At 59.6% G+C, this 26,902-nt stretch carries 23 protein-coding genes; 15 read left to right on the top strand and 8 right to left on the bottom strand.

What is annotated here, in order from left to right:
• Positions 1–14: 14 nt before the first annotated feature.
• Positions 15–629 carry a hypothetical protein gene (locus C7J97_RS15310; RefSeq protein ID WP_242983394.1) on the bottom strand — a complete coding sequence of 205 codons (615 nt, stop codon included), beginning with the start codon at positions 627–629 and terminating at the stop codon, positions 15–17.
• A gap of 143 nt (positions 630–772) precedes the next feature.
• Here C7J97_RS15310 and C7J97_RS14920 point away from each other — a divergent pair, with 143 nt between their 5' ends.
• The 5 genes from C7J97_RS14920 to gluQRS all read left to right on the top strand — a co-directional run bounded on the left by C7J97_RS14920 (position 773) and on the right by gluQRS (position 5,965).
• Positions 773–1,003: a hypothetical protein gene (locus C7J97_RS14920; RefSeq protein ID WP_170126604.1), complete on the top strand. Its 231-nt coding sequence runs from the start codon at positions 773–775 to the stop codon at positions 1,001–1,003.
• Entirely contained in the window at positions 978–1,796 is an 819-nt protein-coding gene (locus C7J97_RS00175; protein ID WP_015537071.1) for a PRD domain-containing protein, read from the top strand. The genes C7J97_RS14920 and C7J97_RS00175 overlap by 26 nt, the downstream gene beginning before the upstream one ends.
• An 86-nt stretch (positions 1,797–1,882) precedes the next feature.
• Entirely contained in the window at positions 1,883–3,442 is a 1,560-nt protein-coding gene (locus C7J97_RS00170) for a PTS transporter subunit EIIC (RefSeq protein ID WP_113991682.1), read from the top strand.
• A 69-nt stretch (positions 3,443–3,511) separates the two neighbouring features.
• Positions 3,512–4,870, top strand: a complete 1,359-nt coding sequence (locus C7J97_RS00165) for a 6-phospho-alpha-glucosidase (RefSeq protein WP_112091479.1) — start codon at positions 3,512–3,514, stop codon at positions 4,868–4,870.
• 123 nt (positions 4,871–4,993) lie between these two features.
• Positions 4,994–5,965, top strand: a complete 972-nt coding sequence (gene gluQRS, locus C7J97_RS00160) for a tRNA glutamyl-Q(34) synthetase GluQRS (RefSeq protein ID WP_113991681.1) — start codon at positions 4,994–4,996, stop codon at positions 5,963–5,965.
• A 69-nt stretch (positions 5,966–6,034) separates the two neighbouring features.
• Here gluQRS and C7J97_RS00155 read toward each other — a convergent pair whose 3' ends face one another.
• The 3 genes from C7J97_RS00155 to C7J97_RS00145 all read right to left on the bottom strand — a co-directional run bounded on the left by C7J97_RS00155 (position 6,035) and on the right by C7J97_RS00145 (position 9,126).
• Complete coding sequence (locus C7J97_RS00155) at positions 6,035–6,691, bottom strand: phosphatase PAP2 family protein (RefSeq protein WP_113991680.1); 657 nt, start codon at positions 6,689–6,691, stop codon at positions 6,035–6,037.
• Between the two features lie 197 nt (positions 6,692–6,888).
• Positions 6,889–8,247, bottom strand: a complete 1,359-nt coding sequence (locus C7J97_RS00150) for an MATE family efflux transporter (protein WP_113991679.1) — start codon at positions 8,245–8,247, stop codon at positions 6,889–6,891.
• Positions 8,248–8,343: 96 nt separating this feature from the next.
• Positions 8,344–9,126 (bottom strand): hypothetical protein, encoded by a 783-nt coding sequence (locus C7J97_RS00145; protein WP_113991678.1) that lies wholly within the window; start codon positions 9,124–9,126, stop codon positions 8,344–8,346.
• A 201-nt stretch (positions 9,127–9,327) separates the two neighbouring features.
• On the opposite strand from C7J97_RS00145, the gene C7J97_RS00140 reads away from it, so the two are divergent.
• Both C7J97_RS00140 and C7J97_RS00135 read left to right on the top strand, forming a co-directional pair.
• Entirely contained in the window at positions 9,328–10,983 is a 1,656-nt protein-coding gene (locus C7J97_RS00140) for a putative manganese-dependent inorganic diphosphatase (protein WP_113991677.1), read from the top strand.
• Between the two features lie 268 nt (positions 10,984–11,251).
• Positions 11,252–11,536, top strand: coding sequence for an acylphosphatase (locus C7J97_RS00135; RefSeq protein WP_242983393.1), 285 nt, complete (start codon positions 11,252–11,254; stop codon positions 11,534–11,536).
• Between the two features lie 205 nt (positions 11,537–11,741).
• Here C7J97_RS00135 and C7J97_RS00130 read toward each other — a convergent pair whose 3' ends face one another.
• Positions 11,742–12,266 carry a hypothetical protein gene (locus C7J97_RS00130; protein ID WP_113991675.1) on the bottom strand — a complete coding sequence of 175 codons (525 nt, stop codon included), beginning with the start codon at positions 12,264–12,266 and terminating at the stop codon, positions 11,742–11,744.
• Between the two features lie 389 nt (positions 12,267–12,655).
• On the opposite strand from C7J97_RS00130, the gene C7J97_RS00125 reads away from it, so the two are divergent.
• The 5 genes from C7J97_RS00125 to C7J97_RS00105 all read left to right on the top strand — a co-directional run bounded on the left by C7J97_RS00125 (position 12,656) and on the right by C7J97_RS00105 (position 20,523).
• A complete protein-coding gene (locus tag C7J97_RS00125; RefSeq protein WP_113991674.1) occupies positions 12,656–13,327 on the top strand; it encodes a hypothetical protein in 672 nt (223 codons plus the stop codon).
• Positions 13,328–13,634: 307 nt separating this feature from the next.
• Entirely contained in the window at positions 13,635–15,065 is a 1,431-nt protein-coding gene (locus C7J97_RS00120) for a Wadjet anti-phage system protein JetA family protein (protein WP_113991673.1), read from the top strand.
• A complete protein-coding gene (locus tag C7J97_RS00115; RefSeq protein ID WP_015537060.1) occupies positions 15,052–15,660 on the top strand; it encodes a DUF4194 domain-containing protein in 609 nt (202 codons plus the stop codon). Before C7J97_RS00120 ends, C7J97_RS00115 begins: the two co-directional genes overlap by 14 nt.
• Positions 15,657–18,956 carry an ATP-binding protein gene (locus C7J97_RS00110; RefSeq protein WP_113991672.1) on the top strand — a complete coding sequence of 1,100 codons (3,300 nt, stop codon included), beginning with the start codon at positions 15,657–15,659 and terminating at the stop codon, positions 18,954–18,956. The genes C7J97_RS00115 and C7J97_RS00110 overlap by 4 nt, the downstream gene beginning before the upstream one ends.
• Positions 18,957–19,173: 217 nt before the next feature.
• Positions 19,174–20,523 carry an MATE family efflux transporter gene (locus tag C7J97_RS00105; RefSeq protein WP_113991671.1) on the top strand — a complete coding sequence of 450 codons (1,350 nt, stop codon included), beginning with the start codon at positions 19,174–19,176 and terminating at the stop codon, positions 20,521–20,523.
• Positions 20,524–20,567: 44 nt separating this feature from the next.
• On the opposite strand, the gene C7J97_RS00100 is transcribed toward C7J97_RS00105, so the two are convergent.
• Together C7J97_RS00100 and C7J97_RS00095 are read right to left on the bottom strand one after the other, a co-directional pair.
• Positions 20,568–21,107 carry a histidine phosphatase family protein gene (locus C7J97_RS00100; protein WP_097782741.1) on the bottom strand — a complete coding sequence of 180 codons (540 nt, stop codon included), beginning with the start codon at positions 21,105–21,107 and terminating at the stop codon, positions 20,568–20,570.
• Between the two features lie 11 nt (positions 21,108–21,118).
• On the bottom strand, positions 21,119–21,331 hold the full coding sequence (locus C7J97_RS00095) for a hypothetical protein (protein ID WP_113991670.1): 213 nt from the start codon (positions 21,329–21,331) through the stop codon (positions 21,119–21,121).
• 157 nt (positions 21,332–21,488) lie between these two features.
• Between C7J97_RS00095 and C7J97_RS00090 the strand changes: the two genes are divergently transcribed.
• From C7J97_RS00090 to C7J97_RS00080, 3 genes are all read left to right on the top strand, one after another.
• Complete coding sequence (locus C7J97_RS00090) at positions 21,489–22,424, top strand: LysR family transcriptional regulator (protein WP_097782740.1); 936 nt, start codon at positions 21,489–21,491, stop codon at positions 22,422–22,424.
• A 562-nt stretch (positions 22,425–22,986) separates the two neighbouring features.
• Positions 22,987–24,489, top strand: coding sequence for a carbon starvation CstA family protein (locus C7J97_RS00085; protein ID WP_113991669.1), 1,503 nt, complete (start codon positions 22,987–22,989; stop codon positions 24,487–24,489).
• A 158-nt stretch (positions 24,490–24,647) separates the two neighbouring features.
• The gene (locus C7J97_RS00080) at positions 24,648–25,664 is read left to right on the top strand and encodes an ATPase P (RefSeq protein WP_097785121.1); all 1,017 of its coding nucleotides are present in this window, start codon (positions 24,648–24,650) and stop codon (positions 25,662–25,664) included.
• Positions 25,665–25,801: 137 nt separating this feature from the next.
• Here C7J97_RS00080 and C7J97_RS00075 read toward each other — a convergent pair whose 3' ends face one another.
• Positions 25,802–26,719, bottom strand: a complete 918-nt coding sequence (locus C7J97_RS00075; RefSeq protein ID WP_242983392.1) for a LysR family transcriptional regulator — start codon at positions 26,717–26,719, stop codon at positions 25,802–25,804.
• Between the last annotated feature and the right edge of the window lie 183 nt (positions 26,720–26,902).

Raw genomic sequence — 26,902 nt, 5'->3', positions numbered from 1 at the left:
GCTTTTTTGTTTTATTAAGCTTCGCCGTTTGTCTCCGGCACAATGCCGTCCAGCACGGTCTGCAGCGCCTGCCAGTTTTTCAGGGTGCAGCCGGGCAGGGTGTCAGCGTCCAGCCCTGCGTCCGCGATGCGGCCGGTCATGCTGTCCTTGTCGCTGAGCAGGTCCAGCGCGGCGTCCTTGACCAGCGGCCATGCCTCGGCAAAGCCCTCCTGCTGGTTGTCGGTCAGACCGTCGTACCAGCTGTAAAAGGCATCCTGAATGGCTTCCGGGGAGCGGCTGGACATCCGCGCGTCCTCGGCCCAGTGCAGCAGCGATGCCGCCGCGATGACCGATTTCAAGGAGCAGCCGGATACCCCGGGCCCCCAGCCCAGACAGGGCGCAAAGGCGTTTTCCGTGCCGGTGATGGAGAACACCGAGTTCTCGTCAAAGTTGCCGGGGTTCAGCTCTCCGGTGTTGGCTTCTGTGGTGGAGGAAGGCAGCTCACTGCTGCCGGAAGCGGATGCGCTGTCCGAGGCGGGCGCAGCGCTGGATGCGGGGCTGCTTGCAGAGCCGCCGCAGGCTGCCAGCAGACAGCCCAGTAAAGCGGCGCACAGCAGCAGCGCAAGGGAGCGGATATATTTCGATGTCATAAGAAAAACCTCCGTAACTGGTGCCCCGGCAAGCCGCCGGAGCAATGCGGGATCTACACCCTAAGTATACGTTCTGCGCACGGCGTTGTCAATCGTTCCGCGCAGGACGAATTTCAAGCAGCACCTGTGCAGGATATACAAAAATGCAGCTTGAATTTCGGGCAGTTCCACGCATTGACATTCTCCGCGCTGGCTCGTATAATCAAAGGCAGACAAGTGAATTTATCAGTGCGTGTAACTGTTCGATCAGGCATGAGCATCAGAGGGAAGGCGGCAACGGCATCCCTTTGGTTCTTGTGCCCTTTTCTTTTTATAAAAGCTGCGGCATGGAAGCGGAGGAGTGCGGCGATGCAGGCTGTAAAGGTATTCAATAACAATGCGGTGTCGGTGGTCATGCCGGACGGCAGGGAAGCCATTCTCGTGGGCAACGGGCTTGGGTTTGGCCGCCGCCCGGGGGACGTGATCGACAAAAGCCGCGTTTCCAAGGTGTACTATGTGCAGAACGAGCTGCAGACCAAGTTCCTCAAGATGCTGGATAACGTTACCCCGCAGGTGATGCAGGCCGCCGAGCGCATCTCGCTGGCGGCAGAGGAGCAGGGCATCCTGCTCAGCAGCAAAAGCACCATCTCGCTGGTGGACCACATCAGTTTTGCGCTGGAACGTGTGGAAAAGGGTACTTTTCTGCCCAACCTCATGCTCTCGGAGACCCGGATGCTGTACCCGAAGGAGTACGCGGTGGGGCAAAGGGCGCTGGAACTTGTCCGGCAGTTCTGCGGCGTACAGCTGCCGGAGGACGAAGCGGGCTACATTGCCCTGCATCTGGTAGCCGGTGCGGCGGACGGCGCGCTGGCCTACGATACCGTAAAGTTCGTCAAGGCGGTCAAGGAGATCATCTGTGATACCTATCACTGCACCTTTGAGGAAGAAAGCCTTGAGACCACCCGCCTGACCGTACACCTCAAGTTTCTGGCGGCGCGCATTCTGCGGCACACTCCTTGGCAGGACGCCGGGCTGGAGTCCATGTACACGGTGCTTTTGCAGCGCGACAGCCGCAACGAGGTGTGCTTGCAGCGCATCAATGCCTATCTGCGGCAGGAATTTGATTACGAGCTGGATCATCAGGAGCAGGTCTATCTGCTCATCCACCTGACCAAGATCGTAGGATAAAACGCTTCAACAGGGCGTCCGGAAGCCCTGCGGAATAGAAATCATCCCCCAAAACAGTCAAGTCAAAAAGTGAGGAGTATTACACGATGAAAGAAAAAGTCATGAATGGCTTGGAAAAGTTCTCCAAAGCCATGCTCTCACCGCTGTCGTATATCTCGGCAGCAGGCCTGATCCTTGTGCTGGGCGCATTGCTTACCAGCACAAGCCTTAGTGCGATGATCCCCGTTCTGCAGTGGACCCCTATCAAGCTGCTGGGACAGCTGATCTACAACTGCATCATGGTCATCATCAACAACCTCAGCCTGATGTTCTGCGTGGGCATCGCAGCGGCGCTTGCCAAAAAGAACAAGCAGCAGGCTGCCATCATCGGCCTGATGAGCTACTTTATGTACCTGACCGCCGGCAACGTCACCCTGACCCAGCTGGGTATGCTGGCAGAGCCTGACCCGATGGTGGGTCTGTACGGCACCGGTCAGTCCACCGTGTTCGGCATCCAGACGGTGGATATGGGCGTGTTCGGCGGCATCCTGCTGGGCTTGGTCTGCGGCTGGGTGTACAACCGCACCTGTGAAAAGCAGTTCAAGGGCATCATCACCCAGATCTATTCCGGCAACCGCTGGTCCTTTACCTGCATGGTGGTCTTTTCCATCCTGTTCGGCTTTGGCTCCTGCTTCTTCTGGCCGCCGGTGCAGAACGTGATCAGCGCACTGACCGACCTGATCGCCACCTCCGGCAACTTCGGCCTGTTCCTGTACGGCTTTTTGGAGCGCTTCCTCATCCCCACCGGCCTGCACCACCTCATCTACACCCCCTTCCAGTTCTCTGCACTGGGCAACAGCCTGACCGTGGGCGATGCCACCTACACCGGCTCCTACATCGTCATGATGATGGAGTACAGCATGGGTCTGCCCTTCTCGGACGGCATCGTGTGGATGTACACCGGCTTCACCAAGACCTTCGGCTACTTTGGCATCGTGGCGGCCTTCATCTTCTGCGCCCGCAAGGAGAACCGCAAAAAGACCGCTGCCGTTCTGGTGCCGCTGGCCTTTACCGCTTCTCTGGCTTCCATCACCGAGCCGCTGGACTTCATGTTCTGCTTCTCTGCGCCCATCCTGTGGGTGGCACACGCCTGCATTTCCGGCCTGTTCATCGTGCTGCTGCACATCTTCCATGTCACCGGCTTTACCACCAACCTCCTCGGCTCGATTCTGATGAACCTTTCCGCCGGTGCAGATAAGACCAACTATCCCACCCTGTACCTGCTGGCGCTGTGCCAGATCGCAGTGTACTTTGTGGTGTTCACCCTGCTGATCAAGGCCTTCAACCTGCACACCCCCGGCCGGGAAGAGGTGAGCACCGAGACCGCGGGGAGCGATGCACCCGCCAAGAAGGCAAGCGTGAAGAACGCTGCCGAGGTGCAGTGCGTCATCGACGGTCTGGGCGGCAAGGAGAATATCCTGTCGGTGGACAACTGCTTCACCCGCCTGCGGGTAAACATCAAGGACCCCGCAAAGCTGGACGAAGCTGCCATCAACAAACTGCCGAACAGCGGCATCGTGAAAAAGGGTACCGATATCCAGATCGTTTACGGTCTGCAGGTAGCCGATATCAAGCGTGCTGTGGAAGCACAGCTGGAAAACCAGTAAACCGCTTTTCCGCGCCCCGGCGGACTGCGCCGGGCTAACCTGAAAAATACAAAAAAGGAGCGTTTAACTATGGTCATTACCATCGCTGGCGGCGGTAGCACTTTTACCGCCGGTATCGTCAAATCCATCGCCCTGCGCCGGGAAGAACTGGAAGTGGACGAGATCCGTCTGTTCGACATCAACAAGGAGCGGCAGGACAAGGTTGCCGTTGTGGTGGACTGGGTCCTGCACAAGGAGCTGAATACCGACATCAAGCTGGTGGTCACCACCGATGTGCAGCAGGCTTACACGGACACCTCTTTTGTGTTTGCCCAGATGCGCGTGGGCGGCTACGCCATGCGGGAGCAGGACGAAAAGATCCCTCTGCGCCACGGCTGCGTGGGACAGGAGACCTGCGGCTGCGGCGGCATGGCCTACGGAATGCGCACCATCTTCCCCATGATCAAGCTGATCGACGATGTGGAAAAGTATGCCAAGAAGGACTACTGGATCCTGAACTACTCCAACCCCGCCGCCATCGTATCCGAAGCCTGCCGCAAGCTGCGCCCGAAGGCACGGATCATCAACATCTGCGATATGCCCATCGCCATCATTGACGTGGTGGCAGCTGCCATGGGCATCCAGAACAAGAAGGAGATCGTCTACGATTACTTTGGCCTGAACCACTTCGGCTGGTTCACCTCCATCCAGTACCACGGCGAGGATCTGATGCCCAAGCTGCGCGCCTACATCAAGGAGAACAAGATCCTTCTGCCGGAAAGCTACCTCAAGGGCATGGGCGCGCTGACTTCCTCCAGCAGCCAGAACCGCCACACCAAGGGCAGCTGGTACTATGTGTGGAAGGGCGAGTACGAGATCATGGAAAACTTCCCGGAGTACCTGCCCAACACCTACCTGAACTACTATCTGCAGGCCAAGGAGTTCGTGGAGCACTCGGACCCGAACCACACCCGCGCCAACGAGGTGGAGGAGACCCGCGAAAAGAACCTGTTCGACGGCATCGACCACTACCTCAAGACCGGCGAAGTGGACGCCAACACCTTCTATGCCGGCAGCCACGGCGACTGGATCGCAGATCTTTCCGCTGCGCTGAAGAACGACACCAAGGCACGCTTCCTCATCATCACCGAGAACCGCGGCGCGATCCCCAATATGCCCTATGACGCAATGGTGGAGCTGCCCGCTTACATCGGCAAGAACGGCCCGGAGGTCATTGCCCGGGACAACATCCCGCTGTTCCAGCAGGGCTTGATGATGCAGCAGCTCAACAGCGAAAAGCTGCTGGTGGAGGGCTGCGTGGAAGGCAGCTACGAGAAGGTGCTGCAGGCCTTCACCCTGAACAAGACTGTGCCCAGCATGAACGTTGCCAAGGCCATTCTGGACGATATGATCGAAGCCAACAAGGGCTACTGGCCGGAGCTGCACTGAGCAGCCGACCTTACAGCCGCCGCAGGCATTGCCGCCTGCGGCGGCTTTTTTATGCGCATTGACCTTTGCACAGCAAGGGCTTATAATGAGAAAAAACCAGTAAAAGCGAAAGGAAGCACACCCATGCAAAACAAAGCCCCTGTATCCACCAGCCGCCCGGTCACCGGGCGCTTTGCGCCCAGCCCCAGCGGACGGCTGCATCTGGGCAATCTGGCGTGCAGCCTGCTGGCATGGCTCAGCGCAAAAAGTCAGGGCGGGCGCATCGTGCTGCGCATCGAGGATCTGGACGCCGAGCGCTGTCCCCGCGTTTATGCCGACTTGCTGGAGCAGGACCTTGCGTGGCTGGGGCTTACATGGGACGAGGGCGGCAGCACCGGCGGCGCACACGCACCCTATTACCAGAGCGAATGCGGGGACATCTATACCCAAAGCTACCGCAAGCTGGAACAGAGGGGGCTGGTGTACCCCTGCTTTTGCTCCCGCTCTCAGCTGCACGCCGCCAGCGCACCCCACACCTCGGACGGCAACGTCATCTACCCGGGCACCTGCCGGGGGCTGACGCCGGAAGAGATCGCGGAAAAACGCAAAAAGAAAGCCCCTGCCTACCGCCTGATGGTGCCGGATGAGGAGATCACCTTTACGGACGGCTGCATGGGCACCCACACGGAAAACCTGCTGCGGGACTGCGGTGATTTCTATCTGCGCCGGGCAGACGGCGTGTTTGCCTATCAGTTGGCGGTGGTGGTGGACGATGCCCGCATGGGCGTCACCGAGGTGGTGCGCGGGGCAGACCTGCTATCCTCCACGGCGCGGCAGCTGTACCTGTATCGTCTGCTGGGTCTGCAGCCGCCCCGCTTTGCCCACTGCCCGTTGCTGCTGGCAGCGGACGGGCGGCGGCTGTCCAAGCGGGACGGCGACCAGAGCCTTGAAAACCTGCGGGCAAAGTACACCGCCCCGGAGATCATCGGTAAGCTGGCGTATGCCTACGGCTTGCAGCCGGAGCCGGCACCCCGCACCCCGGAAAGCCTTGTGCCGGACTTTGCGTGGACAAAAGTCCCCAAGCAGGATATCTGCCTGCCCGAGGGGCTGTTTTAAAAAAGGAAATGAAAAAACGACCCCTGCCAGCGCCAAAGGCGCTGACAGGAGTCGCTTTTTCTTTCTTCCTTAAGCTCTCCGCACCTGGGGCAGCTGGCTGCGCTCGGCGGCGGTAAAGGCACTGTCCAGCGCCAGTGCCAGCAGCGCACCCAAGGCCACATCGATGCAGCTGTGCTGCTTGAGCAGCACGGTGGAGCAGACGATGGAAATGCACAGCACAGCGGCTGCGGGACGCATCCAGCGGCGGCGCGGTGCATCAAAGATATGGCTGCGGTAGTACGCCAGCAGCAGTGTCACCGAGTTGAACACATGGATGGAAGGGCAGACGTTGGTGGCGGTGTCGGTGCGGTACAAAAAGCGCACCACCCGCGCAAAGATATCGCTGCCCGGCACCCAGTAGGGGCGCAGGTCCAGCGCTGTGGGCAGCACGGCGTAGCACGCCAGTGCAATGGTCATGCCGGAGAACAGCGGCAGGCACAGCCGCCAGAAGTCCTCACGCGGGGCTTTCCACAGCAGATAGAACAGGGTGAAGGGGATCCATACGAACCATGCAAAGTAGGGGATCACCGCATATTTGCAGAAGGGGATCAGATCGTCCAGACGGCAGTGCACCAGAATGCTGCGCAGGGGGACGTTTGCCTCCAGATAGTGAAAAACGGAAAGATAAAATATAGAATACAGCGCCATGAACCCGACCGGGTGGCGCGCAAGCCAGCTGCGTTTCATAGAATAGCCTCCTTTTGCAGAAGAGCAGAACTCGATAGCATTGAGAAATTATACGCCCGAACGATGAAGATTGCAAGAACGAAAGGTGAAAACTTTGTCAAGTGCTGAAAAAATAATTTGTGGAACTTGTAAAAAATACCATCGTTCTTCTGCTGATAATACGAATCAGAGCGGCGGTTTCCTGCAAAAAGAAAAAATCAGATCACACTCTGCTCCAGCCAGCTGCCGCGGCGGAAGCGCAGATAGAAGCACAGCGAGCGGAACACCCAGTCCAGATACATACCCATCCAGATGCTCAGCAGCCCGCCGCCGAAGCACAGCACGGCCAGATAGCAGAAGCCCACCCGGAACGTCCACATGGACACGATGCTCACGGTCATGGTAAACCGGGCATCACCGGCGGCGCGCAGGATGTTGGGCAGGGTAAAGCTGGACGGCCACACGAACAGGGAAACGATGTTAAACCACACCATGATGTCCAGCGCCATGGCCTGCGCCTCCGGCGAGAGGTTGAACAGGGACACCGCGAACCGGTTGGCGAAGAAGAAGGCCGACAGGTTCATCACCCACGCACCGCAGTAGGCGGTCAGCATCAGGCGGCGGGAGTAGTACACTGCCTGCTCCTTTTCGCCTGCGCCCAGACACTGGCCTACCACGGTCAGGGCAGCCATGCCCACGGCGTTGGCGGGGATGTTCAAAAAGGTGGTGGTGGTATTTGCCACCGCATTTGCGGCAATGGCTGCCGTGCCAAGGGTGGAGGTCAGGCTGGAGACCGACAGCTTGCCGATCTGGAACATCCCGTTCTCAATGCCGGCAGGGATGCCCACCCGCAGGATGCGCCGGATCAGCCCGCCGTTCGGTACCATTGCCCGCAGGCTGTCCACCCGCAGGGCGCAGCCCGGCTTTTGCAGCAGATACAACACCACCGCGCAGGCAATGGCGCGGGACACAAGGCTGGCAAGCGCCGCGCCCATGACCCCCATGCCGAAGCCGTAGATCAGCACCGCGTTGCCGCCGATGTTCACCACGTTCATCACCAGACTGGACAGCATACTGATCTTGCTGTTGCCCTGCGCCCGGAACAGCGCCGCACCGGCGTTGTACAGGCCAATGAAGGGATAGCTCAGCGCCGAAAGCAGAAAGTAGGTCTCGGCGTAGTGCATCACGTCCGCATCAATGGAGCCGAAGATGCCCCGCAGGATGGCGTGCCGCCCGCCGATGACCACCGCCGCCACCAGCACACTGAAACTGGACAGCACGAATAAAATCTGCGCCGCCGCCGCCTTGGCGTTTTTTGGCTCCTGATGGCCGATGTACTGGCTGGTGACCACCGCACCGCCGGTGGCCAGCGCGCTCATGATCTGGATCATCAGGGTGTTGAAGCTGTCCACAAGGCTCACGCCGGACACGGCGGCTTCGCCCACCGAGGATACCATCAAAGTATCAGCCAGACCAATGGTCACGCTTAACGCCTGCTCCGCGATCAGCGGCAGCAGCAGCGCCACCAGCGCCTGCCGTGGAAACAGGGGAGTGGATGTAAATTTGGACGATTTCATGCTGTCCTCCGTTGCAAATGACAAAAAAGCTCGAATGCTCCTATCATACAGCGGAAGCTGTCGAAATGCAAGTGTTGTATACAATAATTTTCCTGCTCAGGCAAATTCTTTGCTGGGCACGGCAGGGTAGCCGTAGTAAACAACGTAGTCAAAGGGCACTGCCGGGTCGGCATTCCACTTGCCGGTGCAGCTGCGCACGCTTTCGGCAAGGCTTGCCGGGGTAGGCGGAGTGCCGGGGTCTACCTTGTCGGTGCACACGGTGTTCCACACCGCCGCGCCAAAGGCGGCGCAGTTGTGCCATGCCGACCACTTGTCCGCCTTGGCAAGGGCGGCGTTCACAGCTGCCAGCTGCTCGGCGTTCATGGACAGCTGCAGACAGGTCAGGTTGACATAAAAATCCGGGAGATAGTGCGTATTATAGCTTTCGACGTTGTACCACAGCCCGGCGTGCTCCCGGTTGTTGCCCCGGGTGCCCATGGTAATGCTGGTGCCCGGCGCAATGGAAAGCCCGCCCACCACAAGGTCGGCGTCAGTGTTGTTGGTCACCGCAAGAAACACATGACCGTCAATGTTGACGGGCGTATCCTTTTCCACATAGGTGGTGTAGAGCCGCAGCACCGCCACGGCATCCTCGGCAGGGGCGGTACCGGCGGCGTCTGCCGGGGTCTGCACCGCGCAGGGGGCAAAGCGGTAGGCTGTGCCGTGCTGGGCAAGGAAGGCGTAAGCGTTCCACAGCGAGGTCTCGGTGCCGGTGCGGGCGGTCAGGGTGCGGGGCTCCTTGGCTGTGGGCTGGGCAGCGGGCGCGTCCTCGGCATAGGCGGTAAGGCTTATGCACAGCGCAAGGCCGAGGACAAGCAGCAGGCGGGAAAGCTTTTTCATGGGTGTTCCTCCGTATCAGCAATATTTTCTATAAGCTTAAAGCAATTTGCCGGTCAGGTCAAGCCGTTTGTTTCCCTTTACCCCCGGACATAGTTGTGTTAAAATAAGGTTGCAGCCCGCCCCGCTGTGCAGGAGAGGGGCGCTGTTTGGTAAATGATAAGATATATGATAAGAAGTTGAGGACCCATAAGGGGGTAAACTATGCAGCAAACTGCGCACAAGGTCGTTGTCATCGGGCACCGCAACCCGGACACCGACTCCATCTGCTCTGCCATTGCCTATGCAGAGCTGAAAAACAAGACCAGTGATCTGGTCTGCGAAGCCCGGCGTGCGGGCAAGATGAATCAGGAAACAGAATTCGTGCTGAAAAAGTTCGGGGTCACGCCGCCCCGGATGTGCACCGATGTCAACCCTAAAATTCGGGACGTGGATTACCGCCAGATTCCCGGCATCCCCGGCTCTACCAGCCTGCGCAAGGCGTGGGAGATCATGCGCGACCAGAAGATCGACACCCTTGCCGTGACCAGCGAGGAGGATGAACTGCAGGGCGTCATCACGGTGAAGGATATCGCCACCGCCAACATGGATCTGTTCGACACCGGCATCCTTGCCAAGAGCCGCACCAGCTACCGCAATATTCTGGAAACACTGGGCGCTACCATGGTGGTGGGCAGCGAGGACGCAGTGTGCACCACCGGCCACATCCGCATTGGCACCGCCACCCCGGAAATGCTGGAAAGCAGCATGGAAAAGGGCGATATCGTCATCCTGACCAACCGCTACGAAAGCCAGCTCTGCGCCATCGAGAAGGAAGCTTCTCTCATCATCATCTGCAACGGCGCAAAGGTAGGCCGCACCATCCAGCATATCGCCGCCGAGACCGGCGTAGCCATTATGAGTGCCCCCTGCGATACCTATGCGGCGGCAAAGCTCATCAGTCAGTGTGCACCCATCTCCTATTACATGACCCGGGACAATATCATTAAATTCACCCTCGTCAGCCCGGTGGCAGACGTCACCCGCGTGATGGCAAAGGTGCGCCACCGGTATTTCCCCATTCTGGACGCAGACGGTAAGTACTGCGGCATGATCAGCCGCCGCAACATCATCAACCTGCGCAAGCGCCGCATCATTCTGGTGGACCACAACGAAGCCACACAGGCGGTGGAGGGCTTTGATCAGGCCGAGATCCTGGAGATCATCGACCACCACCGCATCGGCAGTCTGGAGACCAGCGGCCCGGTGTACTTCCGCAACCAGCCGGTGGGCTGCACCGCCACCATCGTCACCCAGATGTACGATGAAAACGGCGTGACCATCCCGCAAAAGACAGCCGGTCTGCTGCTGGCCGCCATCCTGTCGGATACGCTGGTATTCCGCAGCCCCACCTGCACCCCCATCGACGTAAACGCCGCCAACCGTCTGGCAAAGATCGCCGGGGTGGACATCAACGAGTTTGCCAACGAAATGTTTGAAGCCGGCGAAAAGCTGGACGGCAAGACCGCCGAAGAGGTCTTTTTGCAGGACTTCAAGGTGTTCATGTGCGGCGATATCCGCTTTGGCGTGGCGCAGGGCAGCTATATGACCCGCAAGAACCTGACCGCCGCCGAGGCGCTGCTGAAGCCGTATCTCGAGGAAGCACGCAACAAGCAGAACGTGGAAGATATCTATATGCTGCTGACCGACGTGCCCAAGGAGGAGAGCGTGGTCATCTGCAACGGACGCTATGCCGCCGAGGTGCTGTCCGACGGCTTTGACACCCAGCCCGCCGCCGATGCCAGCTGGACGCTGCCGGGCGTGGTGAGCCGCAAAAAGCAGTTCATCCCCGCCCTGATGACCGCTTATCAGGAGCTTTGAGGGAAAGGAAAGCTTCCTCGCCCTCTCAGTCTCGCTTTGCTCGACAGATTCCCCTTTTTGTCGCTTACGCAACATCTTCCCCCGGTGCGGGGGAAGTCTTTCCTCAAAGGGGGAGCCCTTGGCAAAACAGCAAACGTTGCATGGACTGCCAAAGCCTCTCACTCTGGGAGAGGTGGCATTGCGGAGCAATGACGGAGAGGGCGAGCCCGGTAAAGGTTTAAATGCTATGTTCAACTTTTCAAACAAAAAGGACCGCACCCCGCCCGTTTTGCCGGAAGGCACAGTGCGGCGGCGCTACATCATCACCGGGCAGGTGCAGGGAGTGGGCTTCCGCTACCGTGCGCGGTACGCCGCGCAGACCCTTGACCTGACCGGCTGGGCGCAGAACGAGGATGACGGCAGCGTGACGCTGGAAGTGCAGGGCGACCCGGACAAATTTCTCACCCTGTTCGCCATGATCCAGAAAAGCGACTATATCCAGATCACCGGCATCCGCCAAAAGGACATCCCGCCCGACCCGTGGGAGCGCGGGTTCTCGGTAAAGGGGTATTAAAAAAGACGATTTGAAATGCGCGCCGCGTGTGCTGTGCGCATAAGCAGCGGAAAAATTATTCTAAATTTGCAATGCCGGAAGATCTGTGGATCTTCCGGCATTGCCTTTTCCCGGGAGAGAGCTGTAAAAGCAAGCGGTATTTACCGCGATACAAACAAAAAAGCCCCGGAGGGCGGCTGCTCTCCGGGGAACGATGTTAATATTATCAGGTCTTGGGGTATGCGAGGTTCTTGACCTGAATTGCGATTGCAGCATAGCTGCCCTTTTCATTGGTTCTGACAACGACAGCAGCCTTTGCCCACTCGGTGTCGAGCTTCACGTTGCTGTTGGTAGCATCGATTTTGCCAAGCTTCTCGGTGATCAAATTGACAAGGCCAGCTACGAGACCTGCAGTCTTATAGTCTGCCGACAGGGTAACAGTCACATACGGCTCTGCAGGATTGACGCCCTTGACATCAAAATCAACAAGGAGAATGCCAAATGCACTGGTTTCAGCCTTGATTCGTGCATCCAGCAGTTCTGCAGTCTCTTTATAGAGCTTGCTGTCATTCTTGACCTTGCCATCGTTATCGCACAGCTTTACAGCTTCGCTCTTTGTACCGAGCTGCTTCCGGATCGCTTCTTCCTTCTGTGTGTCTGCGCCGCCGCCACCGCCGGAACAGGCAGTAAACATCAGCATGGCCATTGCGCCTGCAAGCAGCAGAGCGACGATCTTTGAAAGTTTCTTCATAAGGGTATCCCTCCAATCAGCTTTTTGTGGTTATGTTTCTTTTTTCGGAAAGACTTTGCGCAACCGTTGTCGTCTTTCTGCCCTGATTATATCCGACCGGTGACGGTTTTGTCAATCGGGAATATAGCTAAACTTCCTGAAACAGTTTCGTGAAAAAGGATGAAAACAGGTCGGGTTTGTTGCAGTTCTGGTATATTTTCAGGCTGATTTTGTCGACAACTTTTCAAACGCCCTTGTCCCCGCCCCGGCGGCGTGGCTTTGCCGGGCACGGAAATACTTAAATTTGGACATATGTTGTGTCAAACCTCTATTTTGCCTTTTTACACATTTTCACCACGTTTTAGTGGTAAAATCATGTCTGAATTGAAACGAACTCGGAGGAAGTACCCATGCAACACTGTCCCGCCCGCGCGGCACAGCGGCTGGCGGCGGCAGTTCTGGCGCTGGTTTTGCTGCTGTGTGCCTTTTTGCCCCGTGCCCACGCCGCTGAGCTGAAGGAGAAAAACGGCATCCGGCTGCTCAGCTTTGACACCAGCCACATCCTTTCCATCGGCAACCAGACCTCCGGCAAGTGCAGCCTGTACGCACTGCGCTACGCCCGCACCATTCTGGACGGCAAGGTCTGCTCCGGCAGCGGGATGTGGTCAAACGGTGCGGTGTGGTCCGCTGCGGGCTACACGGGGTACGCCGGCACCCGCGCCGAGTGCCTGAAAAAGCTGTACAACGAGCTTGCCGCCGGGCGTCCGGTGATCGTGCACCTGAAAAACACCACGGTGAGCGGGGTCAAAAGGCACACGAACCGCACCTCTACTTATGAATACCACCTGACTTCCTCCGGCTGGAGCGAGGTGAACTACCCCCACATTGCCACCAGCAGCACCTACGGCCACTGGGTGTGCGTGGCGGGCATCTCGTCCACTGCCGACCCGGAAAACCTGACCGAGAGCGATTTCTACGCCCTCGACCCTGCCCGGGTCACCGCCAATGGCCGCCTTGCGGTCACCCGCCTGCTGGACGATACCCTATGGGTGGAAAATTCTCCCCTCAAAGTGCTGGGGTGAAATACGCTCCCAAAGCCCGCCTGCCCGGCGGGCTTTTTTGCGTGCCCTCTCAGGCGCTCCCGAAGAAACTCCCCCAGTCTCGCATTCGCTCGACAGCCCCCTCTGGGATGGGGCCTTTGGCATGGCGGTAAAGTTTCCGGCTAAAGCGCAAAGTTTCCGGGTGCGCCAGAGGCTCCCTCCCCGAGGGAGCTGGCAAAGCCGTCAGGCTTTGACTGAGGGAGTTTGCTTTTTTGCGCCTTTTTGTGACAAACCCCGCCCGCTGTGGTACAATAAAAGGGTATCGAACTCACACAGAAAGGACGTTTCCATGCAGCTGTTTGAACTGGTCAGCCCACGGCTGTTCCGCCCGCTGGCGGGGCCCAACCGGGCGTTTTATGCAGAGCTTTTGCTGCTGCTCTGGGAAGAGTGCCGCCATACGGCAGATTACAGCATTTCCCGCGCCGAAGCCGTCTCCCGTGCCGAGGATTATTTTGCCGCGCTGGCAAAGCCGCTGGCGCTGGATGCCGATGGTGCGGGCGATGAGGACGAGCAGCCCACCCGCGACCCCCACACGCTGGCGGTGGGCTTTCTGCTGCGTCTGCGCCGCACCGGCTGGCTGGAGGAGCAGCCCGGCAGCTACGAGACGGAGCCCACCCTTGCCTTTATGCCGGAGGTCACCCCGCTGCTGGATGCGCTGGAAGAGATCCTGAACCCCCGGGTGGTCACCTATACCGGCAAGCTGTACAAGGCGTGGCAGCTGCTGGGCAGCATCGGGCAGGAAAAAAGCCCCTACGAGAACGTGCTGCGGGAGGTGGCGGCAGACCTTGAGACCTTGAACAAGTCCCTGCGCGCCCTCAACGCTTCCATCGGGCATTATATCGACCGCCTGACCCATAACCGCACCCCGCAGGAGGTGCTGGAACTGTTCGACCAGTACGAGGAAAAGGTGGTGGCAGCAGCGTACCATCGCTTTAAAACCAGCGATAACCTGTTCAATTATCGCGCCTATCTGGAAGAAGAACTGGACGACTGCGAGCAGAACCAGCTGCCCCGTCTGGCGCTGGATTACGCCCGGGTGGAGCGCTGCGCCCCCGGCGAGGCTGCACCCCGGGTGCGTGCCCTCATCCAGCAGCAGCGGGACGCGCTGGAGGAGATGAGCACCCTGATGAAGGAAATTGACGCCAGCCACATCCGCTACCGCAAGCGGGCGGTGCAGCGGGCACAGTTTTTGCTGCTGAGCGACCGCTCGGCGCAGGGCAGCGTCACCGCCCTGCTGCGCCGCTACGCCGAGGACATCCGCAGCCCGGAACAGCTGTTTGAGCCGGACGATGGCCCGGTGGCAGCGCGGCTGCACCTGTACCCGGCGGCAGTGTTCGGCGCAAAGCCGCTGTATCCCCCCGCCGCGCCCCGCACCGAAGCACCTCTTGCCCCGGTGCGCACCGAACCCCTGGACCCCGAACGGCTGCGGCAGGAGCAGCAGCTTTTGCTGGACTACGCCCGCCTTGCCGTCACCGAGGAAAACGTGGCGCTGCTGGCGCGGCAGGCACTGGCTGCCCGCGGGCAGGTGAACGCTTCCACCCTTGTGGAGGAATACCCGAACGACTTTACAGGCATCATCGGCCTGCACACCTATTCCCAGTCGCCGCACCGGGAGTATGATATCACCATGACCGGAAACTGGGTGGAGCGCGGCGGCTTCCGGTTTCAGGATTTTGTCCTGACCCGCCGCAAGGAGGTAAACACGGATGGCAACCATTGATCTGCTGGAAGAAACCGCAAACTATCTGCTCAACCACTGCTTTGTGCTGGGCTGCGTAGAGGAACAGCGGGCAAAATATCTGTATATTCAGGATCACCTCAACGAGGTGCGTGCGGTGTTCAAACCCTTGGGCTACGCGGTGCTTTTGTACCCCGCGCCCATGCAGGCGGCGGCGCTGGTCAACGAGCACGAGGGCAGTCAGGCACGGCTGCTCAAGTACGAGAGCATTCTGCTGCTGGTGCTGCGGCTTTTGTACCTGCAAAAGCGGGAAAGCCTTGCCGCCAGCGCAGACGAGGTGCTGGTGACCGTAGAAGAAGTACAGGCAGAGCTGCAAAAGATGAATCTGCCCCGCAAGCTGGATCAGCAAACGCTGGAAAAGCTCATGCGCACCCTGCGCCGGTACAATCTGGCGCGTCCGGTGGGACGGCTCTCCGGGCTGGACAGCCGCATTGAGGTGTTCCCCACGGTGCTGCTGGCGCTGCCGGACGCTGACCTTGCAGATGCCGCCGCCGAGAGCGCCCGCACCCGCACCGAGCTTGGCCTGTACGAGCGCCCGGAGGGCGCAGACATGGAAGCAGGGGAGGGTGAAGCATGATCGAACTCAAGCGCCTGAAACTGATCAACTGGCACAACTTTGAAAATACCACCTTCGACTGCGCCCGCCTGACCTATATGATCGGCGTGAACGCCGTGGGCAAGACCACCATTCTGGACGCCATTCGCTACTGCCTTACCACCAACCGCAACTTCAATGCGCTGGGCAATAAAAAGAGCGGACGCACCCTGCAGGGCTCTGTCCACGCCAAGCAGCGCGGCGAAAACGCCTACCGCCGCCCGGGGCATACCGTGGCCTATATCGGGGCGGAGTTTTGGGACAGCGTAAAGCACACCAGCTTTGTCATCGCGGTGCGGGTGGAGTCCGAAGGCCCCATGCAGGAGCTGCACCCCGGCGACCAGACGTGGTACATCTCGGAGGACGGCATCACGCTGGAACAGCTGCCCTTCATCGACCCGCGCACCGGTGCGCCCAGCGCCAAGGAGGACTTCAAGCCCGCCGAGGGGCGGCTTTCCTATACCCGCAGCCCCAGCGAAGCGCGGGACCGCATCTGCCGCGCATTGGGCATTGGACGTGCAGCCAGCCCGCTGGGTAAAAAGTTCAACGAGGTGTTCCAGATGGGCACCAGCATGGACGAGATCCCGAACTTCCGGGAGTTTCTGTACCAGTACATCCTCCCGCAGCCGGAACTGGACTTGGAAGCCTTGCAGGGTGACCGCTTGGAGCTGGAAAACCTGCACGCCGTTCTGGCGGAAGCCCAGACCCGCGCCGATGCGCTGGACGAGATCGTGCGCTATGGCCGCGAAGCCACCGAAAAACAGACCGAAGCCCTTGTAAACCGGGGTGCCGCCCTGCTGGCGCGGGCTGCTGCCGATGCCGGGGAAAAGGCCGTCTGGCAGGAGCGGGTAGACGCCGGACGCCGCCAGCAGGAAACGCTGCGCACCCGCTACGCCGAAGCCAAGACCGCCGAAGCGGAAGCCCGCCGCGCCTACCTGACCGCCCACAGCGCCGCCGGTGCCAGCGGCGAGGGCCGCGCACTGGATGCCCTCAGCGAGGAGCTGGCGCACCGGCAGACCGCACTGGATGCCGCCGCCCGCCGCGCCGATACCGCCGAAAAAGCCGCCGAAAAGACCGGCAACCTGCTGGCGGTGCTGCGCCGCAGCGGCTTTGCCGCCGGGCAAAAGCTGGCAGACCTGACCCCGGACACCCTGCCCGCCCTGACCGACTGGCTGACCGCACAGGAAAAGCCGCTGGAAGAAGCTTATTTTGCTGCCCGGCAGCACACCGCCGCCTTGCAGCGGCAGCAGACCGAGAAACGCGCCGAGCTGGACGCCGTATCCGGCGGCAAGTGGGTGTATCCCCACGGGGACGCCGCCACCCGGGTGCGGGACGCCGTGAACGCCGAGCTGAAGAGCCGTGGCATGGAGCCGGACGCCCGCATCTTCTGCGAGCTGCTGAACGTGGAGGACGAAAGCTGGCAGGACTGCGTGGAAGCCTGTCTGGGCGACCGCCGGTTCGATATCCTTGTGCCGCCCGCCCACTACGCCGCCGCAAAGAGCGCTTTTGTGGCGCTGAAAGAGAAAGTCGGCCCCATCAGTCTGCTGGACACCCCGGGTCTGCGCAAGGCAAACCGCCGCGCCGACACCGCCCCCGCCGACAGTCTGGCGGCACAGGTCACCAGCGAAAACCCGCTGGCCGCGCAGTACGCCGATACCATCCTGCGCCGCATCGTCTGCTGCGATACCCCCGACACGCTGGAAAATTATCCCGACAGCGCCACCCGGGACCTTCTGCGCCACCATCCCTTCCGATTGGAGCGTCTGCGCACCCCGCAGCGCTATATCGGCTTGGAAGCCCGCCGCGCCCGCGCCGGGGCACTGGCAGGGGAGATGAACGCCCTTGCCGAAGAAGTACGCGCCGCCGCACAGGCGGAGCAGAACCTGAAAGCCGCATACAGCCAGTACCAGACCCTTTTGCGCGGCACCACGCTGGAAGAACTTGCCGCTTTGTGGGACGCCCGCGCCGCCCTGACCGCCGCCCGCGCGGCGGTGGACAAGCAGGCCGCAAAGCTGGCCGAGTGCCGCGAGAATCCGCTTTTGCAGCAGCTGTATAAGGAGGAAGAGGTGCGCGAAGCCGCATGGGAAGCCGCCCGCACTGCCGTGGAGCAGACCGGCGGCGACCTGCGCGTATGCGAAAAACAGATCTCCTCCTGTGAGGCGGAGCAGCAAAAGGCGGTGGACACCGCCGAAAAGAGCGCACAGGCCGCAGAAAGCTTCTTTGCCGCCCACCCGCTGGTGGAGCCGCTCTCCCGCAGCCGTCAGCAGGCGCTGACCGGGCCGGACAAGTCTCCCCGCGCCGCCGCGCAGGCTGCCGAAAAGGCACAGGCCAAGCTGGACGATGCGCTGACCGTCTACCTGAACAGCACGCTGGAACCGGCGCAGCGGGAATACAACCGGCGCTACGTCTGCGATTATCCTCTGGGGCTTGCCGGGCTGGAACAGTACCGCGCCCAGCATGAGAGCCTTGTGCGCATCGACCTGGAGCGCTACGCCGCCCGCCTGGAGCAGGCGCAGCGGGACTGCAAGGACCGCTTCCGCAAGGATATTTTGTTCCGCATGAAGGACGATATCTTCAACGCCCGGCGGCAGTTCCGGGAGCTGAACAAGGTCATGGAGCAGCTGACCTACGGCGAGGAAGTCTACCGCTTTGAGCTGGAGCCCAGCCGCGACCCGCAGCTGGCGGCGTTCTATCAGGTCATCGTGGACAAGGGCAACCAGCAGATGACCGAGGGCGACTCTCTGGACAACCTTGCCGCCACCGCCGACCCCGCCTACGAGCGTCAGGTGGACGAACTGATGGAAAAGATCATGACGGACGTGGACGAGAACACCCGCGCCCGGCAGGAGGGACGCACCGCCGCCGGTGCCACCCTTTCGGACTATGTGGACTACCGCACCTATCTGGACTACGATATCAAGGTGACCAATCAGGTCACCGGGCAGCAGGCGTATCTGTCCCGCGTCAGCCGCGATTCCTCCGGCGGCGAGAATCAGGCACCCTTCTATGTGGCCATCTGCGCAAGCCTTCTGCAAATTTACCAGAAGAGCGAAAACAGCATCCGTCTGGTGCTGCTGGACGAAGCGTTCAGTAAAATGACCAGCGACCGCATCCGCCCCATGATGGAACTGTTCCGCCGCCTGCAATTGCAGGTGCTGCTCATCTCCACCGTGGAAAAGAGCACCGCCATCCAGCCCTACTGCGATATCACCTACTCCATCGTCCGCCACGGCGATGCCAACGCCATCGCGCCCTTTGTCCGCATTGCGGCAGAATGATGCAAAACGGAGCTTGACATAAAAAATAAACTTTGCTATACTGTTTTTCGCTCATCGGAGGGCTGTTTCAACGTAATTGAAAGGCCGGATAAGATGTCATCGTTCGCGCTTCCCGGAGGCTGTGGGCACCGTAGTGCCGCAGCAGAAGAGGGAACGCACCGGAGCGGTGGTTCTTATCCGGCCTTTTTGCATATGTGAAGTTCAAAAAGGAGGAGCTATGCCAAAGAAAACCATCCAATTGTCCGATCATTTTACCTATTCCCGCCTGCTGCGGTTCGTGCTGCCCTGCATCGGCACCATGCTGTTCACTTCCATCTACGGCATCGTGGACGGCCTGTGCGTCTCGAACTTTGTGGGCAAAACGGCCTTTGCGGCGGTCAACCTCATCATGCCGCTGCCGCAGCTGCTGGGCACTGTCGGCTTTATGCTGGGCACCGGCGGCAGCGCCATCGTTGGTATCACGCTGGGCGAGGGCGACCAGGAAAAAGCCGACCGCTATTTTACCATGTTTCTGCTGGCGGCGCTTGTTTCGGTCAGCGTGCTGGCCGTGCTGGGCTTTGTGTTCCTGCGGCCGGTCGCCGTGCTGCTGGGCGCAAAGGGAGAGCTGCTGGACTACGCCGTGCGCTACGGGCGCATCCTGATGCTGGCGCTGCCGCCCTTTGCGCTGCAAAATATGTTCCAAAGCTTTTTCGTCACCGCCGAAAAGCCGCTTCTGGGCTTCTGGTTCACCGTAGGTGCAGGCTGCACCAACATGGTGCTGGACGTGGTGATGGTGGGTATGCTGCACTGGGGCGTGGAGGGCGCTGCCGTTGCCACCCTTATCAGCCAATTGGTGGGCGGCGTGCTGCCGGTGTTCTACTTTATCGACCACCACAATACCAGCCGCCTGCACCTGTGCAGAACACAGTTTTACGGCCGCGTGCTGTGGGATGCCTGTATCAACGGTTCTTCTGAGCTGATGACCAACCTTTCCATGTCGCTGGTCAATATCCTGTATAACTTCCAGCTGCTGCGGCTTGCCGGAGAAAACGGCGTGGCGGCTTACGGCGTCATCATGTACGCTGCCTTCCTGTTTGTGGCGGTGTTCGTGGGCTATGCCGTGGGCAGCGCACCCATCGTCAGCTTCCATTACGGCGCGCGCAACCATGCCGAGGTGCATAACCTCTACCAGAAGAGCCTGCGCCTCATCGCCGTGGTAGCTGTGAGCATGACCGCCGTATCCATGGTGCTCATTCCCTATGTGGCACGCATCTTTGTGGGCTACGACGCCCAGCTGCTGGCGCTGACCAGCCGCGCCTTCCGGCTGTATGCGCTGAGCTTCCTCATCATGGGCTTCAACGTGTATGCGTCCTCCTTCTTCACGGCGCTGGGCGATGGCGTGACCAGCGCCCTCATCTCCTTTCTGCGCACGCTGGTGTTCCAGCTTGCCGCGCTGCTCCTGCTGCCCGCCCTGTGGGGCATTGACGGCGTGTGGCTGGCTGTCACCGCCGCCGAGCTTGCCGCGCTGGCGGTGAGCGTGTATATGTTTGTGACAAAAGACCAGAAATTCCATTACCGTCATGGTTGACGCGCCATAACAGAAAAGCCGCCGGGACCCTGGCGGCTTTCCTGTTATTCAAAGGTGTACTCCACCAGCTGGCAGTTTTTGATGCCCGCAGCGGCGTACTCCTCGTTGGTCATGTCGTAAAAATAGGAGTGCACCACCCGGGCGATGCCGTTGTGCGCCACCAGCAGATAAGTCTTGCCGGTGTCGGCTTTCAATTCGTCCAGCAGGTTGTAGATGCGCTGCGCCAGCTGCATCATGCTTTCGCCGCCGTCATAGCGGTCGGCAAAGTGGGTCTTGGAGATGCGGAACTCCGCACCGTCCCGGGGCGTGCCCTCGTATTTGCCGAAGCACTGCTCCCGCAGGCGGGGCTCGCAGCGGGCGGGCAGACCGGTAGCGGCGGCAATGGCTTTTGCGGTGTCGGCGGCGCGGGAGAGGGGAGAGTACAAGATCTCGTCGATGTGCAGGCCGCTGTCCCGGACAAGCTCGCCCAGCTGCCGCGCCTGCTGCTGCCCGCGGGCGGTCAGCGGGCTGTCGGTCATGCCGCAGATCTTATTTTCCACGTTCCATACCGTCTCGCCGTGGCGGGTGAAATAGATATTATGCATAAAATTACTCCTTACAGCTTGTGCAGGGTGCCGTCCGGCAGCAGACAGACGGTGTCTCCCTCGTCGATGCCAAGACATGTCAGCTCCCTGTCCGGGTAGGGCAGAATACAGGCAGCCCCGGCGGCATCGGTCAGGGTCACATCGCACAGCACCGGCTGCCCGGCGGGCAGCTCCTCGCAGCCGTACAGCTGCTCGTCAATGCGCAGCACGCGGTATTCCGGCATGGTACAGCCCCTCCTTTGTGTTTTTCCTTATTATATAGCACCCGTGGGCTTTGGTGCAAGGGGGAGCGGACTGAGAGGGTTTATTCTCCCCCGCTTGACAGCGATGCGGAGAAATTGTTACAATACAGTTACGACTGCAAACAACGTGGAGGGGTTCATGAATATTACGGAACTGCGGTATCTGGTAGCCATCATGAAATGGGGGTCGGTGTCGGCGGCGGCAAAGCAGCTGTACGCGGCGCAGCCCAACGTCAGCAAGGCACTGAAGAACCTGGAAGAGGAATACGGGTTGCGCATCTTTGAGCGCTCCTCCACGGGTATGATCCCCACCGAGCAGGGCAAACGGTTCATCCGGCAGGCGCAGCGGGTGCTGCAGCAGGTGGACGAGCTGAAGCAGGAGGCGCACCAGCAGCGCAGCTGCGCCGAGCTGCGGGTGGTGCTGACCCATGCCACCTACGCCTCCTATGCGGCGGTGGATTTTTTGCAGCAGGCAGCCCGCAGCGAGCAGCTGCGGGTGCATATCCGGGAGAGCGGTGCCATTGAAGCTTTGGATTTTGTGCTGCGGCAGGGCTACCACATAGCGCTGCTGCGCTATGCCGCCGAGGACGAGGACTACTATCTGCGCTACTGCCAGCGCCACGGTCTGCGGCAGGAGCCTATCATGGAGTTTTCCTACCTGCTGCTCACCAGTCAGGACAGCCCGCTGGCGCGGCGGCAGGTGCGCGAGCTGGACGAACTGAACGATTACATCGAGGTGCTGCACGGCGACGCCCATCTGCCCGGGGAGGAGAGCACCGTCTCCCGCTGGCAGGCGAACCCCAACCGCCGGATCCATGTGTACGAGCGGTGCAGCCAGTTCTCCATTCTGCAAAACCTGCCCACGGCCTATATGTGGTCGTCTCCCATGCCGCAGCGCGCGCTGGAGCAGTACCATCTGGCACTGCATAACTGCCCGGCGCAGAAGCAGCAGATGCGGGATGTGCTGGTGTACCCGGAGCGGGAGCCTTTGCAGCCGGAGGAGCAGCTGTTTGTGCAACTGCTGCACAAGCAGGCGGATGCCACCATTAAGGACAGCGGGTGGAAGAAGATTTGAAATGCGCGCCGCGTCTTCCGGGTTGCGGCACCCAGCATCCGCATCGTGCCTTGGGCGGCACGCGCGTCTTGCTGGCCGCTGCCCCAACAACTCCTCCCTGTTTCCGCCGCTGGCGGCGGTCGTCGTTGTTGCAGCGGAAGAATTATTTATAATTAATTAGAGCAATGTCGGGCAGCCTGCGGGCTGCCCGACATTGCATTTTCACGAGAGGGGGCAGATTTCCCTTCTTTTCGTCTCAAATTCCACGTTTTGGGGAGAAAATCGCAAACGATTAAGCAAAGTGCACAAAAAGGCGGCGCAAAGTTTGGCGGGGGCGGGTTTGACCGTTCCCGGAAGAATATTTTTGAGAAACAATAGAGCAAATTAAAACGAACCATCGCCACAAAATGAAAGTTTACGCAAACAAATAAAATGAGCGGCCATATACTTTTTGATATAGGAACCATACCTAAAAAATATTAACACAATTATGAAAAAGGTGTTAACATGAAGCCAGAGATCGGTCATAGCCGCAGTATGGCATAAGCTGTCGGCGGCTGAAATTCAAAAGGAGGTTTCTGGTATGATTAGTTTCTTACTGTGTCTGGCACTTCTGATCGTAGGCTACTTTGTCTATGGTAAGATCGTGGACAACACGTTCGGACCGGACGACCGCGAAACTCCTGCTGTGCGCATCAACGATGGCGTTGACTACGTTGTGATGCCCCAGTGGAAGCTGTTCCTCGTCCAGCTGCTGAACATTGCAGGTCTGGGCCCCATCTTTGGTGCACTGCAGGGTGCTCTGTGGGGTCCCGTGGTGTTCCTGTGGATCACCTTCGGCACCATCTTTGCCGGCGGCGTACATGACTACTTCTCCGGCATGATGAGTGAGCGCAATGAGGGCGCTTCCATCGCCGAGGTCACCGGCCGCTATCTGGGCCCCGTGATGCAGAACATCATGCGTGTGTTCTCTGTGGTGCTGCTGATCATGGTCGGTACTGTGTTCGCAGTCGGCCCCGCAGGCCTGATCGTTACCCTGTGCAAGAACGGCGGTATGTCCGGCGTGCTGACCACCACCCTGTTCTGGCTGATCATCATTCTGGTGTACTACTTCATCGCAACCTTTATCTCCATTGATGCCATCATCGGTAAGATCTACCCTGTGTTCGGCATCTGCCTGATCATCATGGCTGTGGGCGTTATCTTTGGTATCTTCACCAACCCCGCCTACACCATCCCCGAGATCTGGGCAAACTTCAGCAATATGCACCCCTCCAACACTCCTATCTGGAGCTTCATGTTCATCACCGTTGCCTGTGGTGCTATCTCCGGTTTCCACTCCACCCAGTCGCCTCTGATGGCTCGCTGCATGAAGAGTGAGAAGCAGGGTCACTTCGTATTCTACGGTGCAATGGTCAGCGAGGGCATCATCGCTCTGATCTGGGCTGCTGCCGGCTGCGCACTGTACACCATCACCGATGGCAAGATGGTCGGTCTGGCCGAGGCTCTGGCTGCCGGTCAGTCTGCTGCTATCTACGACGTCTGCCTCAAGACCATGGGTAATGTCGGCGTGGCACTGGCTATGATCGGTGTCGTTATCTGCCCCATCACCTCTGGTGATACTGCATTCCGTTCCGCTCGTCTGACTCTGGCCGACTGGCTCAAGATCGATCAGGACAGCTACGCAAACCGCCTGAAGCTGTGTGTCCCCGTGCTGGGCGTTGGTGCCTTCCTTGGCATCGGCAACGCACTGGGCTTCATCAACTACACCGTCATCTGGCGTTACTTCAGCTGGACCAACCAGACGCTGGCTATGATCGTCCTGTGGGCTGCTTCCATGTACCTGTTCAAGGAGAAGAAGAACTTCTGGATCACCGCCGTGCCTGCAACCTTCATGAGCGCTGTGTCCTGCACCTACTTCGTGCTGGCTCCCGAGTGCCTGGGCAAGATGATCAACACCTATGCGGACGGCAAGCTGGTGGCTTACAACACCGCCGTTGCTTACCCCATCGGCATCGTCTTTGCCATCGCAATGCTGGCTCTGTTCCTCCATGCTACCAAGAAGAGCTCTACTTCCAAGGCATAAGGAACTGACGGCTCCATATTTCCGTAAGTAACTTGCGCCCGCCGCTGCCTGACCGTACAGCGGCGGGCGCTGTTTTTTGAAAAAATCAGGGCTTGCAATTGCCCCCGTCCCGTGGGAAAATAGGGGCGTAGAATTTAAAGCAAAGAAGGGAACTACCCATGATTTTCAAACCCGCACAGCTGGGCATGGCAAAGCTTGACCCGCAGGAGCTGGAGGCAGACAAAAAAGCCTGCCGGAAGATCGGCCCCTGCGGCGTAGGCAAAAAGGCGCTGTACCTGAACAGCTTTTACATCGACCGCCGCTATTATCTGCCCTACGGCAGCATCACCCGGGTGTTCAAGCGGGTGGCTATGAGCTCCGGCGGCTTTTCCGGCAAGGGCGTGTTTGCCTCCATGGCCTATCTTGTGGTGGAGTACGACGGCGGCAAGCAGAAGCAGTGCAACTTCAAGGACGAGCGGGACGTGGACGCCCTGCTGGAAGTGCTTGCCAAGGAGCAGCCGCAGCTGCATCTGCTGAGCGCTGCCGGTGAGCAGGCGCTGGAGAAAAAGGCTGCCGAAAAGGCCGCCCGCAAGCTGCCGGAGCTTTCCGAGGACGCGCAGCACAGCCTTACCGTGCTGCGCCGGGCAAAGGAGTATCTGGATGCAAAGCCGGAACTTTCTGCCGAGCTGAGCGCTGCCCAGCGCCGCAAGCGTGCGCAGCTGCAAAGCAAGCCGGTGTACCGCTATGTGGCGCTGGCCATCTTTGTGCTGGGCGTTGCGGCTGCGGCCTACGGTCTGTATTCCGTGTTCAGCCACACCGGCAGCTACGGCGTGTACTTTGCGCTGTTCGGCTTTGCCGCCATCTTCCTGTTTTCCAGCTACAATATGCTGCCCACCGCCCACAATAACAACAACGCCATCATGAAGCGTGCTGAAAAGGCCGAGGCAGCCATGGCAGAGTATGTCAAGCACTACCCCCACGGTGCTTTCCCGGTGAAAAGCTGGTACGCCCACCCCATCGTGCTTAAGCAGATGATGGACGCCGTGGAGGAGGGCCGTGCTGTCACCGTGCCCGAGGCACTGGATGCAGTCAAGGCGCGCCTGAAATCCTTGAACGCGGACGTGGAGGTGGAGCAGGAGGAATATGACGAGGTGGTGGTCATCAAGGCCCTGTTCCTCAACCACGATTATCAGTAAAACCTTTCGATAGCACAGAAAACCGGACAGCCCGCAGGCTGTCCGGTTTTCTGCTTTTACAGGGCAGGAGCTGCTGTTCAGAACAGGCGGCGAAGCCCTATGACACAAGGGGACTTTTGAACAGTAGCAGCTGCGTCTCAGATCAGCGCCTCCATCCGCAGCGGGTCGGGGTGATGGGCGTATTTCTGCTTGGCGATCTCGATAAAGGACTGCACCTCCAGCCGGGGTGCGTGGCGCATGGCGGCGATCTCCACAGTCACCGGGGGAAAATCCAGCAGCGGCACCTTGACGATGCCCGGGATCACCGCCGTGGACAGGCAGGGCACAATGGACATGGCGGTGCCCATCTGGATCATGATCAGCGCACCCTCAAAGCTGGGGGTGATCTTGCTGCAATCCACCCCCACCTGCGCCAGCTGCTCCAGCGACGGCCCCTGACAGGCGGACAGAAAGCTGTCGAACGCGCCGGAGGACACCACGCTCTGCCCCTTCAGGTCTGCCAGATGCAGCGCCCGCCGGTCGGCAAGGGGAGAGTTGGGATTCATCAGCACATGGTAGCCCAGGGCGAACAGGGGCGTAAAGGAGATGTCCCGGTCGCGGGAGTGCTCGGTGGCGTAGAAAAAGCCGATATCCAGCTGCCCGGAGCGCAGCTGTTCCAGCGGGCGGCGGTTGTCCTGCGGCACAACGTCTACGCAGGCGTTGGGAAACTGGTGCTGGAACTGGGCCAGAATGCTGGAAAAGGTGCTGTAATCGAACAGCTGCCGCAGCCCGACGGTCAGGTGGGAGCGGTCGGCGTCCTGAATATCCTGCGCCTTCTTCAGCGCCTGCCGCCCAAAGCTGGTCATCTGCACCATGTCCAGATAAAAGGACTGCCCGGCAGCGGTCAGCTTGGTGCGGCGGGTGGTGCGCTCGAACAGGCGCAGCCCGGTCTCCTTTTCCAGTGCATTGATCTGGTAGGTGATGGCGGGCTGGGTGGTGAACAGCCGCTCGGCGGCGGCGCTGAAATTCAGCTCCTCTGCTACGGCAATAAAGCACTCCAACTGGTAAATCGTCATAGAACGGCGCCCCTCCTTGTGTAAAAAGCTGGTCATCTTTATTATACAGGATTCCGCACAGGCCGTAAAGGGAAAACGATTTATAAAGAGATTTGATAAATTCTGACACAAATTTGTATTTCACACCGGGGCAAAACTTTGCTATAATCGTATCAATGTTCAAAATGCACGAAGGAACAGGAA

The sequence above is a fragment of the Faecalibacterium prausnitzii genome (assembly GCF_003324185.1).
Lineage (GTDB): Bacteria > Bacillota > Clostridia > Oscillospirales > Ruminococcaceae > Faecalibacterium > Faecalibacterium prausnitzii.
Note: the sequence above shows the minus strand (reverse complement) of the source record. Positions and strands in the feature narration are given on the sequence as shown.

Bases quoted from the DNA above. Each gene is read 5' to 3' on its own strand.
- C7J97_RS15310 (WP_242983394.1), bottom strand. From the start codon at position 629: ATGACATCGAAATATATCCGCTCCCTTGCGCTGCTGCTGTGCGCCGCT.
- C7J97_RS14920 (WP_170126604.1), top strand. From the start codon at position 773: ATGCAGCTTGAATTTCGGGCAGTTCCACGCATTGACATTCTCCGCGCT.
- C7J97_RS00175 (WP_015537071.1), top strand. From the start codon at position 978: ATGCAGGCTGTAAAGGTATTCAATAACAATGCGGTGTCGGTGGTCATG.
- C7J97_RS00170 (WP_113991682.1), top strand. From the start codon at position 1,883: ATGAAAGAAAAAGTCATGAATGGCTTGGAAAAGTTCTCCAAAGCCATG.
- C7J97_RS00165 (WP_112091479.1), top strand. From the start codon at position 3,512: ATGGTCATTACCATCGCTGGCGGCGGTAGCACTTTTACCGCCGGTATC.
- gluQRS (WP_113991681.1), top strand. From the start codon at position 4,994: ATGCAAAACAAAGCCCCTGTATCCACCAGCCGCCCGGTCACCGGGCGC.
- C7J97_RS00155 (WP_113991680.1), bottom strand. From the start codon at position 6,691: ATGAAACGCAGCTGGCTTGCGCGCCACCCGGTCGGGTTCATGGCGCTG.
- C7J97_RS00150 (WP_113991679.1), bottom strand. From the start codon at position 8,247: ATGAAATCGTCCAAATTTACATCCACTCCCCTGTTTCCACGGCAGGCG.
- C7J97_RS00145 (WP_113991678.1), bottom strand. From the start codon at position 9,126: ATGAAAAAGCTTTCCCGCCTGCTGCTTGTCCTCGGCCTTGCGCTGTGC.
- C7J97_RS00140 (WP_113991677.1), top strand. From the start codon at position 9,328: ATGCAGCAAACTGCGCACAAGGTCGTTGTCATCGGGCACCGCAACCCG.
- C7J97_RS00130 (WP_113991675.1), bottom strand. From the start codon at position 12,266: ATGAAGAAACTTTCAAAGATCGTCGCTCTGCTGCTTGCAGGCGCAATG.
- C7J97_RS00125 (WP_113991674.1), top strand. From the start codon at position 12,656: ATGCAACACTGTCCCGCCCGCGCGGCACAGCGGCTGGCGGCGGCAGTT.
- C7J97_RS00120 (WP_113991673.1), top strand. From the start codon at position 13,635: ATGCAGCTGTTTGAACTGGTCAGCCCACGGCTGTTCCGCCCGCTGGCG.
- C7J97_RS00115 (WP_015537060.1), top strand. From the start codon at position 15,052: ATGGCAACCATTGATCTGCTGGAAGAAACCGCAAACTATCTGCTCAAC.
- C7J97_RS00110 (WP_113991672.1), top strand. From the start codon at position 15,657: ATGATCGAACTCAAGCGCCTGAAACTGATCAACTGGCACAACTTTGAA.
- C7J97_RS00105 (WP_113991671.1), top strand. From the start codon at position 19,174: ATGCCAAAGAAAACCATCCAATTGTCCGATCATTTTACCTATTCCCGC.
- C7J97_RS00100 (WP_097782741.1), bottom strand. From the start codon at position 21,107: ATGCATAATATCTATTTCACCCGCCACGGCGAGACGGTATGGAACGTG.
- C7J97_RS00095 (WP_113991670.1), bottom strand. From the start codon at position 21,331: ATGCCGGAATACCGCGTGCTGCGCATTGACGAGCAGCTGTACGGCTGC.
- C7J97_RS00090 (WP_097782740.1), top strand. From the start codon at position 21,489: ATGAATATTACGGAACTGCGGTATCTGGTAGCCATCATGAAATGGGGG.
- C7J97_RS00085 (WP_113991669.1), top strand. From the start codon at position 22,987: ATGATTAGTTTCTTACTGTGTCTGGCACTTCTGATCGTAGGCTACTTT.
- C7J97_RS00080 (WP_097785121.1), top strand. From the start codon at position 24,648: ATGATTTTCAAACCCGCACAGCTGGGCATGGCAAAGCTTGACCCGCAG.
- C7J97_RS00075 (WP_242983392.1), bottom strand. From the start codon at position 26,719: ATGACGATTTACCAGTTGGAGTGCTTTATTGCCGTAGCAGAGGAGCTG.